Source organism: Pseudomonas sp. FG86, assembly GCF_057808775.1.
The window spans coordinates 15,387-29,050 of record NZ_JBMDIS010000055.1 but is presented as its reverse complement, the minus strand read 5'-3'; the positions used below and the strand labels follow the sequence as shown (position 1 = coordinate 29,050).

The 13,664-nt window shown below is 61.6% G+C and carries 11 protein-coding genes; 4 read left to right on the top strand and 7 right to left on the bottom strand.

Features of this window, described 5'->3' with window-relative positions; translation table 11 throughout:
- Position 1: 1 nt before the first annotated feature.
- The 4 genes from ACODSV_RS25890 to amaB form a co-directional block, all read right to left on the bottom strand.
- Positions 2-916 carry an ABC transporter permease subunit gene (locus tag ACODSV_RS25890; protein WP_024073109.1) on the bottom strand — a complete coding sequence of 305 codons (915 nt, stop codon included), beginning with the start codon at positions 914-916 and terminating at the stop codon, positions 2-4.
- Positions 917-1,117: 201 nt separating this feature from the next.
- Complete coding sequence (locus tag ACODSV_RS25885) at positions 1,118-2,254, bottom strand: branched-chain amino acid ABC transporter substrate-binding protein (RefSeq protein ID WP_024073108.1); 1,137 nt, start codon at positions 2,252-2,254, stop codon at positions 1,118-1,120.
- Between the two features lie 374 nt (positions 2,255-2,628).
- On the bottom strand, positions 2,629-3,912 hold the full coding sequence (amaA, locus tag ACODSV_RS25880) for an L-pipecolate oxidase (protein WP_024073107.1): 1,284 nt from the start codon (positions 3,910-3,912) through the stop codon (positions 2,629-2,631).
- Between the two features lie 157 nt (positions 3,913-4,069).
- Positions 4,070-5,560, bottom strand: coding sequence for an L-piperidine-6-carboxylate dehydrogenase (amaB, locus tag ACODSV_RS25875; RefSeq protein ID WP_150053762.1), 1,491 nt, complete (start codon positions 5,558-5,560; stop codon positions 4,070-4,072).
- Between the two features lie 154 nt (positions 5,561-5,714).
- On the opposite strand from amaB, the gene ACODSV_RS25870 reads away from it, so the two are divergent.
- From ACODSV_RS25870 to nadE, 3 genes are all read left to right on the top strand, one after another.
- Positions 5,715-6,605, top strand: a complete 891-nt coding sequence (locus tag ACODSV_RS25870) for a LysR family transcriptional regulator (protein ID WP_024073105.1) — start codon at positions 5,715-5,717, stop codon at positions 6,603-6,605.
- A gap of 206 nt (positions 6,606-6,811) precedes the next feature.
- Positions 6,812-8,026, top strand: a complete 1,215-nt coding sequence (gene pncB / locus ACODSV_RS25865) for a nicotinate phosphoribosyltransferase (protein ID WP_024073104.1) — start codon at positions 6,812-6,814, stop codon at positions 8,024-8,026.
- 3 nt (positions 8,027-8,029) lie between these two features.
- Positions 8,030-8,857 (top strand): NAD(+) synthase, encoded by an 828-nt coding sequence (gene nadE / locus ACODSV_RS25860; protein ID WP_024073103.1) that lies wholly within the window; start codon positions 8,030-8,032, stop codon positions 8,855-8,857.
- Positions 8,858-8,993: 136 nt separating this feature from the next.
- Here the strand turns inward: nadE and azu are convergent, their stop codons facing one another.
- Positions 8,994-9,440 (bottom strand): azurin, encoded by a 447-nt coding sequence (gene azu / locus ACODSV_RS25855; protein ID WP_150056454.1) that lies wholly within the window; start codon positions 9,438-9,440, stop codon positions 8,994-8,996.
- Between the two features lie 334 nt (positions 9,441-9,774).
- Here azu and ACODSV_RS25850 point away from each other — a divergent pair, with 334 nt between their 5' ends.
- Positions 9,775-9,957 (top strand): hypothetical protein, encoded by a 183-nt coding sequence (locus tag ACODSV_RS25850; protein ID WP_024073099.1) that lies wholly within the window; start codon positions 9,775-9,777, stop codon positions 9,955-9,957.
- A gap of 246 nt (positions 9,958-10,203) precedes the next feature.
- Here the strand turns inward: ACODSV_RS25850 and ACODSV_RS25845 are convergent, their stop codons facing one another.
- Positions 10,204-11,094 (bottom strand): transglutaminase family protein, encoded by an 891-nt coding sequence (locus ACODSV_RS25845; RefSeq protein ID WP_150095285.1) that lies wholly within the window; start codon positions 11,092-11,094, stop codon positions 10,204-10,206.
- Positions 11,094-13,580: a circularly permuted type 2 ATP-grasp protein gene (locus ACODSV_RS25840; protein ID WP_150054979.1), complete on the bottom strand. Its 2,487-nt coding sequence runs from the start codon at positions 13,578-13,580 to the stop codon at positions 11,094-11,096. Before ACODSV_RS25840 ends, ACODSV_RS25845 begins: the two co-directional genes overlap by 1 nt.
- Positions 13,581-13,664 lie beyond the last annotated feature (84 nt).

Here is a 13,664-nt window from a genome sequence, read left to right as displayed (position 1 = left end):
TTTACACCTTCGCCACGAGTGGGCGACCAAGCAGGCCCTGAGGACGGAAAATCAGAATCACCACCAACAGGGAGAAACTGAACACGTCTTTGTAGTCAGAGTTGATCAACCCCGAGAACAACGACTCGGAAATACCCAGGATGATCCCGCCGAGCATGGCCCCAGGCAGGGAACCGATGCCGCCGAGTACCGCTGCGGTAAACGCCTTGATGCCGATGATGAAGCCGGCGTAGAAGTCGAACGTGCCGTAGTTGAGGGTGATCAGCACGCCGGCCAGGGCCGCCATGGCGGCACCGATGATAAACACGTAGGAGATCACGCGGTCGGTGTTGATCCCCAGGATCGAGGCCATCTTGCGGTCTTGCTGGGTGGCGCGGCACATGCGGCCGAGCTTGGTGTACTTGATGATGTAGGTGAGCAACGCCATGCCGGCAAACGCCGCCACGAGGATGAAGATCTTGGTGTACGTGAGCTGGACGAACCCACTGCCGATGTCGACGCGCCAGGCGCCGGCCAGCAGGGTTGGAATGCCTTGTTGTTTCGCACCCTGGGCGATCTGCGCGTAGTTCTGCAGGATCAGGGAGATCCCGATGGCGCTGATCAGCGGTGCCAGTCGGGTGGAGTTGCGCAGCGGTTTGTAGGCGACACGTTCAATGACCCAACCGTAAACGCCAGTGACGACCACGGTGAAGATCAGGGTGCCGAGAATGAGCAGTGGGAAGGATTCGATGCCGAAGTAAGCCAGCAGTGCCAGACTGATCGCCGCGAGGTAAGCGGAAATCATATAAACCTCGCCATGGGCGAAGTTGATCATGCCAATGATGCCATAGACCATTGTGTAGCCGATGGCGATCAGGCCATAGACCGACCCGAGGGTCAGGCCGTTGACCAGTTGCTGCAGGAAAATACCATCCATAACGCAATCTCACGCGGTGAGAACCTGCGCACCGGTGGGTGCGCGGTCCTTCTGGAGGAAAAGACAGATCTCGATCAGAACACGGTCCCCCTGTGGGAGGGGGCTTGCCCCCGATTGCGGAGCGTCAGCTGTACATCGGGGGGCTGACACACCGTCATCGGGGGCAAGCCCCCTCCCACATTCAGACGTCGGCGCTATGCCTTACTTCTGCTTTTCCAGCTGGTGGTATTTGCCGTCTTTATCCCACTGGTAAACCACGTAGTCGGAGACTTTCAAGTCGCCCTTCGCGTCCCAGGTCTTCTCGCCCATCACGGTTTTGACCGGGTGCGCTTTCAGCCATTTGGCGGCGTCTTCACCCTTGTTGGACTTGGCGCCGTTGAAACCGGCGGCCAGGGCCTGCAGCGAGGCGTAGGCGTACAGGGTGTAGCCTTCTGGCTCGTAGCCGGCCTTGCGGAACTCTTCCACGACGGCCTTGCTGTCTGGCAGCAGGCGCGGGTCGGCACCAAAGGTCATGTACACGCCATCGACGTATTGCGCGCCGCCAGCGGTGGCCACCAGTTCATCGGTCACCACGCCGTCATCGGACATGAACTTGACGTCTTTGAGGCCCGCTTCACGAATCTGGCGGACCAGCGGACCGGCTTCCGGGTGCAGGCCACCGAAGTACACGACGTCGGCGCCCAGGGAGCGGATTTTGGTGACCAGGGCGCTGAAGTCTTTCTCGCCACGGGTCAGGCCCTCTTCCAGCACCGGCTTGACGCCGCGCTTGGTCAACTGGGCGGAGGTGGCGTCGGCCAGGCCTTTGCCGTAGGTGTCCTTGTCGTTGATGACCGCGACTTTCTTGCCCTTGAGCACGTCGACGATGTAATCGCCGGCGACGATGCCTTGCTGGTCGTCACGGCCGCACATACGGAACATGGCGCCCAGGCCGCGTTCGGTCACTTGTGGGTTGGTAGAGCCAGGGGTGATCGCGATGATGCCCGCTTCGTCGTAAACCTCGGAGGCCGGGATGGTGTTCGACGAGCAGAAGTGCCCGACCACGCCAATCACTTTGTCCTGGTCCGCCAGGCGGTTGGCCACGGCCACAGCCTGCTTCGGCTCACACGCATCGTCACCGGCAACCAGCACGACCTTCTCGCCGTTGATACCGCCGGCCTTGTTGATCACCTCGGCTGCCGCCTGGGCACCTTTCATGTACTGCTCACCGAACGACGCGTTGGCGCCGGTCATGGGCCCCGCTACGCCGATCTTCACATCAGCTTGAACAAACGTAGAAACACCCAGTGCCGCTGCAACGGCGAGGGCCAGAAAACCTTTCTTGTAAAACGTCTGGGACATGAGTGGTGCTCCGATATTTTTGATTTTTGGCACGACAACTTGCGTTCAAACCTTTCACTGAAAGCCCTGAGCAAGCCTCGTGCCATTACGTTTTTATTCTTCAAAAAGACACGGTGTCATTGTTATTTCAGATGTTTCGACTCCGCTCGCCAGGACGTGCAACCCTCTAGCATCAAGAGGTGCAACCCTGCAGCCAAAAAAGTACAACCCTGGCGGGTCGCACCTGCAACCAAAGCGATAAACGACAGTTCCTACAGCTGTAACCGACTGCGTAACGGAACTGCACATTTACAGTGCGCGACTGCTACGACTTGCACCAATACAGATTAGTAGCCTACTCAGAAAATGCAGGCTTCTGAGCGGTATCTCGCTGATCAGATCACGATCCTCAAGCATTGCCCTGCGTGATACAGCGAGAATCCGGCCTCATAAAGGCAGCTGCGCAGGCCCACCGCGGCCAGTGGTTGCATTGGCGTAAACGGAATCGGCAGGGCCTGGGGATTCTGGTGACACAAATAGTCGGCGAATGCCTTGCCCACCACGCTGCCGGTGGTCACGCCACGCCCGTTGTAGCCCGTTACCGCGACCAGGCCGGGGGCAGGTTCGAACAGGCGCATCAGGTGATCGGGCGTGAACGCGATGCAACCGGTCCAGGTGTATTCCCATTGCACCGATTTGAGGTACGGGAAGTAATGCTGCTGCACCCGATCGGCCCACGCCTTGAGGAACCACGTCGGTTTCTGGCTGCCATTGCCCAGGCTGCCGAGCAACAGGCGGCCATCGGCATCGCGGCGGATGCTGCTCAAGACCTGGCGTGTGTCCCACGAACCTTGGCCACCGGGGAGGATTTGCTGGGCCGCGGCGTCGGTCAATGGGGCGGAAGCCACCTGATAGTAGTAACCGGGGAAGAAATTGCGCCGCAACTCGGTCCATTCGCCTTCGGTGTAGGCATTGGAGGCGATCACGACTTGTGCAGCCTGCACCGCACCGTTGGCCGTCTGCACCGACCAGTGCGAACCCTGGCGTTCCAGCTGGGTCACCGGGGAATGGTCGAACAATTGCCCGCCCAGCCCGACCGCCGCATTCGCCAAACCACTGGTGTAAGCCATCGGGTTCAAGGTGCCCGCGCGCCGGTCGAGCAAGGCTGCGGCGATTTTTTGGGTGCCGGTGGCCTGCTCGCAGGCCTGGCCGGTGAGCAGCTCGACCGGCGCGCCACGGCGCTTCCATTGTTCTTCACGACTGCGCAGATCCGCTTCGCCACGGGCGTTGTGCGCCATGTGCAAGGTGCCTTCGCGGCGTAATTGGCAATCGATGTTGTATTTGTCGACCAGGCTGAACACCAGGGACGGTGCCGCACCCAGCATGCGATTGAGCTGGCTGCCCACCGCCTCGCCGAAACCGGCTTCGATCTCGTCCGGGGGAATCCACAGGCCGGCATTGACCAACCCGACGTTGCGCCCCGAACCGCCATGACCGGTGCGATGGGCTTCCAGCACGGCGACGCTTTTACCCTGTTCCAACAAGTGAATGGCCGCGGACAAACCGGTGATCCCGGCACCGATCACGCACACATCCACCTTGACCTCGCCCTTGAGCGCGGCGCGATCCGGCCGGCCGGGGGTGAGGTGTTCCCACAAACATGTTTCGCGCAGTGCCATTGCCAGACTCCGATGAGACCTAACAAACAATTTTTCTTGTTCAACACCATCACTGTAGGAGCGAGCTTGCTCGCGAAAAACGCAAGGACATCGCGCTCATTCAGGTTGCCCGCCTGATCGTTGACGATCTTCGCGAGCAAGCTCGCTCCTACAGAAATCAGTCGAAGGTAATGCCCTGGGCCAATGGCAACTCCAGCGAGTAGTTCACGGTGTTGGTCTGGCGACGCATGTAACCGCGCCACGCATCCGAGCCCGACTCGCGCCCGCCGCCGGTCTCTTTCTCACCGCCAAACGCGCCGCCGATTTCGGCGCCGCTCGGGCCGATGTTGACGTTGGCAATACCGCAGTCACTGCCCACTGCCGACATGAACTGCTCGGCTTCGCGCACATCGGTGGTGAAGATGCACGACGACAAGCCTTGCGGCACCGCGTTGTTCAGGCGCAGGGCTTCGGCAAAGTCGGTGTAGCCGACCACGTAGAGAATCGGTGCGAAGGTCTCGGTGCACACCACGTCGCTCTGCTCGGGCATTTCCACGATCGCTGGCGACACGTAGTAGGCATTCGGGAACTTGTCTTCCAACTGACGCTTACCGCCAAACACCTTGCCGCCTTCACTCAGGGCTTGCTCCAAGGCGTCCTGCATATTGTCGAAGCCGTGCTTGTCGATCAGCGGGCCAATCAGGTTGCCTTCCAGCGGGTGGCCGATGCGCACCTTGGAATAGGCCGCCTTGAGGCGGGTGACAATTTCTTCCTTGACCGACTCGTGGGCAATCAGGCGGCGCAGGGTGGTGCAACGCTGGCCGGCGGTGCCGACGGCGCTGAACAGGATCGCGCGCACGGCCATGTCCAGGTCGGCGCTCGGGCCGAGGATCATTGCGTTGTTACCGCCCAGTTCAAGGATGCTGCGGGCGAAACGCGCGGCGACTTTCGGCGCGACTTCGCGGCCCATGCGCGTGCTGCCGGTGGCGCTGATCAGGGCGACACGCGGGTCATCCACCAGCGCGGCACCGGCGTCACGACCACCGATGACCACTTGGCTCAGGTACTGCGGGGCATCCTTGAAGTTCTTCAGTACGCGCTCGAACAGCGCCTGGCAGGCCAGGGCAGTGAGTGGGGTCTTTTCCGAAGGCTTCCAGATGACGGCGTTGCCGCACACCAGGGCCAGGGTGGTGTTCCACGCCCATACGGCCACCGGGAAGTTGAAAGCACTGATCACGCCGACCACGCCCAACGGGTGCCAGGTTTCACGCATATGGTGGCCGGGGCGCTCAGAGGCGATGGTCAAACCGTACAGCTGGCGCGACAGGCCGACGGCGAAGTCGCAGATATCGATCATTTCCTGCACTTCACCCAAGCCTTCCTGGGTGATCTTGCCAGCTTCCCAGGACACCAGCTCGCCCAGGTCGGCCTTGTATTCACGCAACACGTCGCCGAATTGGCGTACCAGCTCACCACGGCGTGGCGCTGGCACTTTGCGCCAGGCCTCGAATGCATGCTCGGCGCGACTGACCTGTTGCTCCACCTCGGCGGCACCTTCCCAGTGCACGCTGCCGATACGGCTGCCATCAATCGGCGAATGCACGGGCTGTTTACCCGACTGGTACAGCGCCGGGTTTACCCCGAGACGATCAAGCAATGCAGCAACCATGGGTCACTCCTTCAATCTACCAACAAAAAAATTGCGCCGCGGCCCACACGGCGATCCGGACCTTATTTGTAGCTGGCCCAAGACTTGCCAACAAACGACGATTAGGCGAGATATCATTCCGTTTATTCATGCAAAGAATAAAAAGAGGCGTGCCGTGCTGAACAAAAGACATTTGCCCTCGATCACTGCCCTGCAGTGCTTCGAAGCCGCCACCCGCCACCTGAGCTTCACTCGCGCCGCCGAGGAGTTGAACCTCACGCAAAGCGCGGTGAGCAAACAGGTCGCGCAGCTGGAAGAATTACTGCAACACCTGTTGTTTCGCCGGGTGCGCCGTCGCCTGCAGATGACCCCGGCGGGCGACCTGTATCTGGTGGAAGTGCGCAAGATCCTCACCCAGGTGGAGATGTCCACCCATTACCTGCGCTCCTATGGCGGCGAGACCGAAGTGTTACGCGTGTCCACGCCCTACACGTTTGGCGCGCGCTGGCTGGTACCGCGCCTCAAGGGCTGGCGCCTGCGTCACCCACAGATTCACCTGGACCTGTGCAACGAACAGGCGCCGGATGAACTGCTGCAAGGCAAGGCCGACATGGCGTTCTACTTCGGCCAGGGCGCGCGCCCCGGCACGGAGAGCCTGAAGCTGTTCAGCGAAGAACTGATCCCGGTATGCGCCCCGGAGAGCCTGCCCGCGCAGCCGTTCACCGACCCCACGCAACTGAGCAACCTGGTGCTGCTGCAAAACGCCTCGCGGCCCCAAGGCTGGCATGACTGGTTTGCCGACCAGGGCTTCCACACCGAGCACAGCTACCATGGGCCGCGCTTCGATACCTTTTATATGTGCATTCGTGCGGCGCAGGTGGGGTGCGGCGTGGCGCTACTGCCGCGGTTCCTGGTGGAGGAGGAACTGGCCGAGGGCAAGCTGGTGATCCCTTGGCAGCACGCGATGCCAAGCCAGGATGCGTATTACCTGGCCTACCCCGAGCATTCGGCAGAAGTGCCCAAGGTGCGCGAGTTTGTAAAGTGGATGATGGAGCAGGTTATTTAGTGCCTGAAATCGCGCTATCGGGGGCAAGCCCCCTCCCACATCAGGAACACATTCCCAGTGTGGGAGGGGGCTTGCCCCCGATGAGGCCAGTGGCCTGGCCGAAAAAATCACTGGCAAAACCCCACAGGTCTATGCGCCACTAGCCCCCTTCCTTAATTGTGCGTAAAGGTCGTCGCCCATCGCCGACCTGTCTGGAGATTCCCGTTATGAGCGAGAGTGTGTTTGCCGATCGCATCGTGCAGAACTTGCTCGACACCGACTTCTACAAGCTGACCATGATGCAGGCGGTGCTGCACAACTACCCCAATGTGGAAGTTGAATGGGAGTTTCGTTGCCGTAACAGCGAAGACCTGCGCCCGTACCTGGCGGAGATCCGCTACCAGATCGAGCGCCTCGCCGAGCTGAGCCTGAGCCCGGACCAACTGGGTTTCCTGGAACGCATCAGCTTTATGAAGCCGGATTTTTTGCGCTTCCTCGGGCTGTTTCGTTTCAACCTGCGTTATGTGCAGACCGGTATCGAGAACGGCGAGCTGTTTATCCGCCTGCGCGGGCCGTGGCTGCATGTGATCCTGTTTGAAGTGCCGATGCTGGCCATCGTCAGCGAAGTGCGCAACCGCTACCGTTACCAGACCGTGATCCTCGAACAGGCCCGCGAGCAGCTGTACCGCAAGTTCGACTGGTTGACCGCCAACGCCAGCAGCGACGAACTGTCCGAGCTGCAAGTGGCCGACTTCGGCACGCGCCGACGCTTCTCGTACCGCGTGCAGGAAGAAGTGGTCAGCGTGCTCAAGCATGACTTCCCCGGCCGTTTTGTCGGCACCAGCAACGTGCACCTGGCGCGCGAGTTCGATATGAAGCCGCTGGGCACCATGGCCCACGAATGGATCATGGCCCACCAGCAACTCGGCCCGCGCCTGATCGACAGCCAGATTGCCGCCCTCGACTGCTGGGTCCGCGAATACCGTGGCCTGCTCGGTATCGCGCTGACCGACTGCATCACCACTGACGCTTTTCTCAGCGATTTCGACTTGTACTTCGCCAAGCTGTTCGACGGCCTGCGCCACGACTCCGGCGACCCGGTGCAATGGGCAGAGAAAGCCATCGCCCACTACCACAAGCTGGGCATCGAGCCGATGAGCAAGACCCTGGTGTTTTCCGACAGCCTGTCGCTGCCCAAGGCCCTGGAGATATTCCGCGCGCTGCGGGGGCGCATTAATGTCAGCTTCGGTATCGGCACCAACCTGACCTGCGATATTCCAGGTGTGGAACCGATGAGCATCGTGCTTAAAATGACCGCGTGCAATGGCCAGCCCGTCGCGAAGATCTCCGATGAAGCGGGCAAGACCCACTGCACCGACCCGAATTTCGTCGCCTATTTGCGTCACGTTTTCAAAGTACCTGCCCTTTCCAGCAAGGAGTGAATCATGCAAGCCGTACAGCGTGAGATTGCACAGCAGCTCAAGGTCCAAGCGCCGTTCAAAGACCAGGCCGCCCTTGAGGCCGAGGTCGCCCGACGCGTGGCCTTTATCCAGGACTGCCTGCGCAATGCCGGGCTCAAGACATTGGTGCTGGGCATCAGCGGTGGCGTCGACTCCCTGACCGCTGGCCTGTTGGCCCAGCGTGCGATGCAGGAACTGCGTTCCAGCACGGGTGACGAGGCCTACCGTTTTATCGCCGTGCGCCTGCCCTACGAAACCCAGTTCGATGAAATCGACGCCCAGGCGGCGGTGGACTTTATCGAACCGGACGAACGCCACACCGTGAACATCGGCCCGGCGGTGAAATCCCTGGCCAATGAAGTGGCGGCGTTTGAAGGCAAGGCGGCGGTGTCCCGCGATTTCGTGCTCGGCAACACCAAGGCGCGCATGCGCATGGTGGCGCAGTACACCATCGCCGGCGCGGCCGGTGGCCTGGTGATCGGCACCGACCATGCGGCGGAAGCGGTGATGGGCTTTTTCACCAAGTTCGGCGATGGCGCCTGCGACCTGGCACCGTTGAGCGGGCTGGTGAAAAACCAGGTACGCGCGATCGCACGGCACTTTGGGGCGCCGGAGTCGTTGGTGGAGAAGGTGCCGACGGCGGACCTGGAAGACCTGTCGCCAGGCAAGCCAGACGAAGCGTCACATGGCGTGACTTACGCCGAGATCGATGCGTTCCTGCACGGGGAGCCGGTGCGGGAAGAGGCGTTCAGGATTATCTGCGATACGTACCGCAAGACTGAGCACAAGCGGGTGATGCCGTTTGCGCCGTGAGGTGAGCCAGAGAGCGTTGTATTGAGGGTCAGGCAGCCATCGGGGGCAAGCCCCCTCCCACACTTGACCGAGTTCCAGCATGAGAGTGAGGTCTAATGTGGGAGGGGGCTTGCCCCCGATGAACGATAACGCGATCTTACTTGACGACCACAGCGCCTTTCATCATCGAGATGTGGCCTGGGAACGAGCAGAAGAACGCATAGTCAGTACCCGCTTTCAGCTTGGACACATCGAAACTCACCGAATCTGTCTCGCCAGCACCAATGACTTTGGTGTGGGCGATGACACGCTCGTCGCCTTCTTTCAGGTAGTTTTTGTCGAGGCCGGCGGCCATGCCATCGGCCGCGACCGGCTGCGTGTCGGCGGCGCTGGTCAGCACCCAGTTATGGCCCATGACGTTTTTCGGCAAGCTGCCGGAGTGAGTCAACTCTACGGTGAACGTCTTGCAGCTCTTGTCGATCGTGATTTCCTTGGTGTTGTAGGACATCTGATCGGTGGAGTCGACGGTGACCTTGCACTCTGCAGCAAGCAACTGGCCACTGGCCAGAGTCAGCAGGGAAACAGCAACGAGTTTGGCAAACATGTGGATCTCCAAGGCAGGGTTTAAAAAACGCGTAGTGCGACAAGGGTGCCTGAACCAGGCATAAAGGCTTATGACCTGAATCAACAAATTGTATACAACTTTAGGCTATCAGACCTATCGACACAATCAACCAGCCAAAGTGTCACACGCGCCCTATGATCGCCCCATCCCCCTTATGGAGCGCCAGCCATGCATCTCAATCAACTGTTCAATGGCCTGTTGGCCGCGTACGCCTGCGGTAAGTGAGGGCCAAGCGCGCCGCTAAGCTGCTACCATAGCGACCCAAGGCAGCTGCGCGCCGCCCACCCTCACCTTCGACCCTAGAGGATCGCCCATGGCCAAACCTAATTACTCCTTCGCCAAACGTCAGAGAGACTTGGCCAAGGAACAGAAGAAAGAGGAAAAGCTGCAACGTAAGAAAGCCGCTGTCGATGAAGAAGCGGGCGCACTGAATCCGGACGCGGAAAGCGAAGTGGCAGCAGACGAGACTGAAACGCCGAAAGACCCGGCTGAATAATTTCCGTTGCTGTGCGGGCTTGTTGTGGCGAGCGGGCTTGCCCCGCGTTGGGCTGCGCAGCAGCCCCAGAACCAGCCGCAGAGGAGTGCCTGATACTCCGCATTCCGATTGATTGGGGCTGCTTCGCAGCCCAACGCGGGGCAAGCCCGCTCGCCACAACACGCTACAACAAGCCCGCTAATACCACAGCAGGCCCGCTTGCCAGACACGCCTGTATCGGCAAGCGGCCCGACTGCTGCCAGCCCATCACTCCAGCGGCATCACCGTCACCCGCACTTCCGGGTCATGGCTCCCTCCCCCCAGAATCACCCCCCGCAACGGCGACACATCGGAGAAATCCCGGCCCCAGGCCAGGGTGATGTGCTCCAGTGCCGGCTGCACATTGTTGGTCGGGTCGAAATCCACCCAGCCCGAAACCGGGCAATACACCGAAACCCACGCGTGGGACGCATCGGCGCCGATCAGCCGTGGCTGACCGGGTGGCGGCTGGGTCAGCAGGTAGCCGCTGATGTAGCGCGCCGCCAGGCCCCGTGAGCGCAGGCAGGCGAGCATCAGGTGGGCGAAGTCCTGGCACACGCCGCGTCGGCGCTCCAGCACTTCCACCAGCGGCGTGGCGACCTGGGTCGCTTCGGCATCGAAAGTGAATTCATCGAAGATCTTTTCCATCAGCGCCTGCACGCCCAGTAGCAATGGCTGGCTCGGCGGAAAGCAGCTTTCGGAAAACTCGACGAAGGTTTTTTTCAAATGCACGTAGGGCGATTCGAAGCGATAGCGGCAGGCTTCAATCAACTCCCCGGACAGCGGCTGGCTGCTGTAGGTCAAGCTGTCGCGGGTCTGGTCCCAGGCCGGCGACGCCTGGAAATCCAGCACCGGCCGCGCCAGCACTTCGACGGTCAGCGAGGCGTTCACCAGCAATTCATCGTGGGGGCGCTCGAAGGCCAGGCGGGTGATCGGGTTGCCGAACACGTCCAACTCATCGCGCCGCGACGTCGGCTCCGGGCTGATGTCCAACTGCTGCGCGCTGCAACGCTGCCAGGCGCAGGGCCGGGGCCACAGGTGCGCCAGCTGCTGGGCCAGGGACACCGGGCTGTCGTAGTGGTAATGGGTATCGTGGAAAATCTGATAGCGCGCACTCATCACACCGACACCGTTTGCTGGCTGACATCATCTACATGGGCAAAATGGCGCAAGGCCATGCGATCCGACACTTGCCCACTCTCATCGGCCACCGCTTGCAGCAGGTCGGCCAGGCCATCCAGCGCGGCACGCACGCTGGGCTCGCCAAACAGCGGGTTCTCCAGGCAGCTCAGGTCGAACCGCGCGAGGCGCTCCACCAAGGGTGCCAGACCGGTTTCCCGGGGTACGCCGAAGTCGTCGTTGAGGCGACGCAAGGTGCGGCTGACCAGTTTCAGTTGGAACAGCACCGCATGGGGGTTCTGCTCGTCCAGCAGCAACAAGTCCAGCACCGGGATCAGCTGCGGCACCGCCAGGTAGCGCGAGCGATAGGTGATGCTGCTGTTGCCCAGTTCCAGCAACCATTCCAGCCCCGCCTGATCGAACACCGCCACGCCACGCAGGAACGCGGCCAGGCTGCTGCTGAGAAATTGCAGGCGCTCGATGCGCCGGCCCATCATCAAGAAACGCCAACCTTCGTCGCGGGTCATGTCGTCCAGGGCAAACCCGGACAGCGCCGCCAGGGACATCACCAGGCGGTTGAGGAAATCCAGCAACTCACCAAAGTCAGGGCTTTCGCTTTCCAGCTCCAGGGCTTCGCGCTGCAACTCCACCAGCGCCTGCCAGTTTTCCCGGGACAACTTGCCGCGCACCTGGGACGCCGCCCACTGCAAGCGTTGCAGGTTGGCGCGCAGGCTCGATGGCCAATCATCGCCGAGCAAGGCCGCCTGCAAACGCTCGGGCAGTTCGCCCTCCTCCGGCAGCAGGTGCAGGTTCTCACCCAACTCAACCGCCGCCCGCAGTGCCAGCGGATCGTCGCCGTCGACATAGCGCGCCAACACGATACGCAACCAGCGCGCGCTGTCATCGCAGCGCTCGCAATAGCGGCCGAACCAGAACAGGTTTTCCACCACACGCGAGGGCAGGTACGGATCGCGGCGAACCAGGTCATGGGCACCAATGGCGCGTTGGGCGCGCCAATGTTCGCCACCAGCAGCGCGCTCACCGAGCACCCAGGTGTCCTTGCTCGCGCCACCGCGCTGCATCGAGACCACTTCGGCATCGGCCTCGGCAGCCACGCGGGTCAGGCCACCCGGCAGCACGCGGTAGCCGTCTTCGCTGGCGACGGCATACACACGCATGCCGATGGCGCGGTGTTGCAGGTGGTCATCCACGGTGTGCCATACCGGCGCCTGGGACAGTTGCGCGAGCTCCTGGGCGACATACGCATAAGGCCTCGCGCGCATGCGTTCGGCCAGGGCCTGGCGTTGTTCGTCGTCCAGGTCGCGACCGAAGACCGGGGCAAAACTCTGCGATGGAAACGCCGGCTTGATCAGCAGCTCGGGCAGCTTCTCCAAGGCTTCGGCCAGCACGGGCGCCTCCCCGCACCACCACGTGGCGATGGACGGCAGGATCAGTTCTTCACCGAACAAAAATTCATTGATCTTCGGCAGGAAGCCAAGCAGACCCGGCGACTCCAGCACACCACTGCCCAAGGCATTGGCCACCAGTACATTGCCCTGACGCACGGCGTCGAGCAGGCCGGGCACACCAAGGGCAGAGTCGGTGCGCAGCTCCAGCGGGTCGCAGAAATCGTCATCGAGACGACGCATGATCGCGTGTACCCGGCGCAGGCCGCTGAGGGTTTTGAGGAACACCGTGCTGTCGCGCACCGTGAGGTCGCCGCCTTCCACCAATGGATAGCCCAGCTGGCGCGCCAGGTACAAGTGTTCAAAATAGCTTTCGTTGAACCGGCCTGGGGTGAGCAGCACGATCAACGGCGGCTGGCTGTCACTCGGCGCCTGGCGCGCCAGGGTTTCCTGGAGCGTACGGAAGAAGCCCGTAAGGTGCTGCACCTGCAAGTCGCGGTACAGATCCGGGAAAGCGCGGGACACAATGGTGCGGTTTTCCAGCGCATAACCGGCACCCGATGGTGCTTGCGTACGGTCGGCGGTGACCCACCAGCGGCCATCCGGGGTTCGCGCCAAGTCCACGGCATATAGGTGCAGGAACGCACCGTCGGGCGGCTGGATGCCCTGGCACGGCCACAGGAAGTTGTTATGCCCGAACACCAGCTCGGCCGGCAGCAGGCCTTCCTTGATCAGGCGTTGCGGGCCATACAGATCGGCCAGCACCGCATTGAGAAGGCGTGCACGCTGGGCGATACCGGCCGACAAGTGCTGCCATTCATCAGCCGCCAGTACATGGGGCAGCAGGTCCAGCTCCCACGGGCGATCGGCGCCCTTGGGGTCGGCGTAGACGTTGTAGGTCACGCCGTTTTCCTGGATCTGCCGGGTCAGCAGCGCCTGGCGCTGGGCCAACTGCGCGGGCGTACTGCGTTGCAGGTGATCAAGCAGGCGCTGCCAATGGGCACGCACCGCGCCGCTGTCATCCAGGAGTTCGTGATAAGTGCCCGCGGTCAGCGGGTATTGGTCGAGCAAATCGGGCATGGAACGCTCGGCAGAGGCAAGGGGGCTCAGATTAACCTAACAAACACTGCAAATCCCTGTGGGAGGGAGCTTGCTCCCGATCGC

Bases quoted from the DNA above. Each gene is read 5' to 3' on its own strand.
- ACODSV_RS25890 (WP_024073109.1), bottom strand. From the start codon at position 916: ATGGATGGTATTTTCCTGCAGCAACTGGTCAACGGCCTGACCCTCGGG.
- ACODSV_RS25845 (WP_150095285.1), bottom strand. From the start codon at position 11,094: ATGAGTGCGCGCTATCAGATTTTCCACGATACCCATTACCACTACGAC.
- nadE (WP_024073103.1), top strand. From the start codon at position 8,030: ATGCAAGCCGTACAGCGTGAGATTGCACAGCAGCTCAAGGTCCAAGCG.
- ACODSV_RS25840 (WP_150054979.1), bottom strand. From the start codon at position 13,580: ATGCCCGATTTGCTCGACCAATACCCGCTGACCGCGGGCACTTATCAC.
- amaB (WP_150053762.1), bottom strand. From the start codon at position 5,560: ATGGTTGCTGCATTGCTTGATCGTCTCGGGGTAAACCCGGCGCTGTAC.
- azu (WP_150056454.1), bottom strand. From the start codon at position 9,440: ATGTTTGCCAAACTCGTTGCTGTTTCCCTGCTGACTCTGGCCAGTGGC.
- ACODSV_RS25850 (WP_024073099.1), top strand. From the start codon at position 9,775: ATGGCCAAACCTAATTACTCCTTCGCCAAACGTCAGAGAGACTTGGCC.
- pncB (WP_024073104.1), top strand. From the start codon at position 6,812: ATGAGCGAGAGTGTGTTTGCCGATCGCATCGTGCAGAACTTGCTCGAC.
- ACODSV_RS25885 (WP_024073108.1), bottom strand. From the start codon at position 2,254: ATGTCCCAGACGTTTTACAAGAAAGGTTTTCTGGCCCTCGCCGTTGCA.
- amaA (WP_024073107.1), bottom strand. From the start codon at position 3,912: ATGGCACTGCGCGAAACATGTTTGTGGGAACACCTCACCCCCGGCCGG.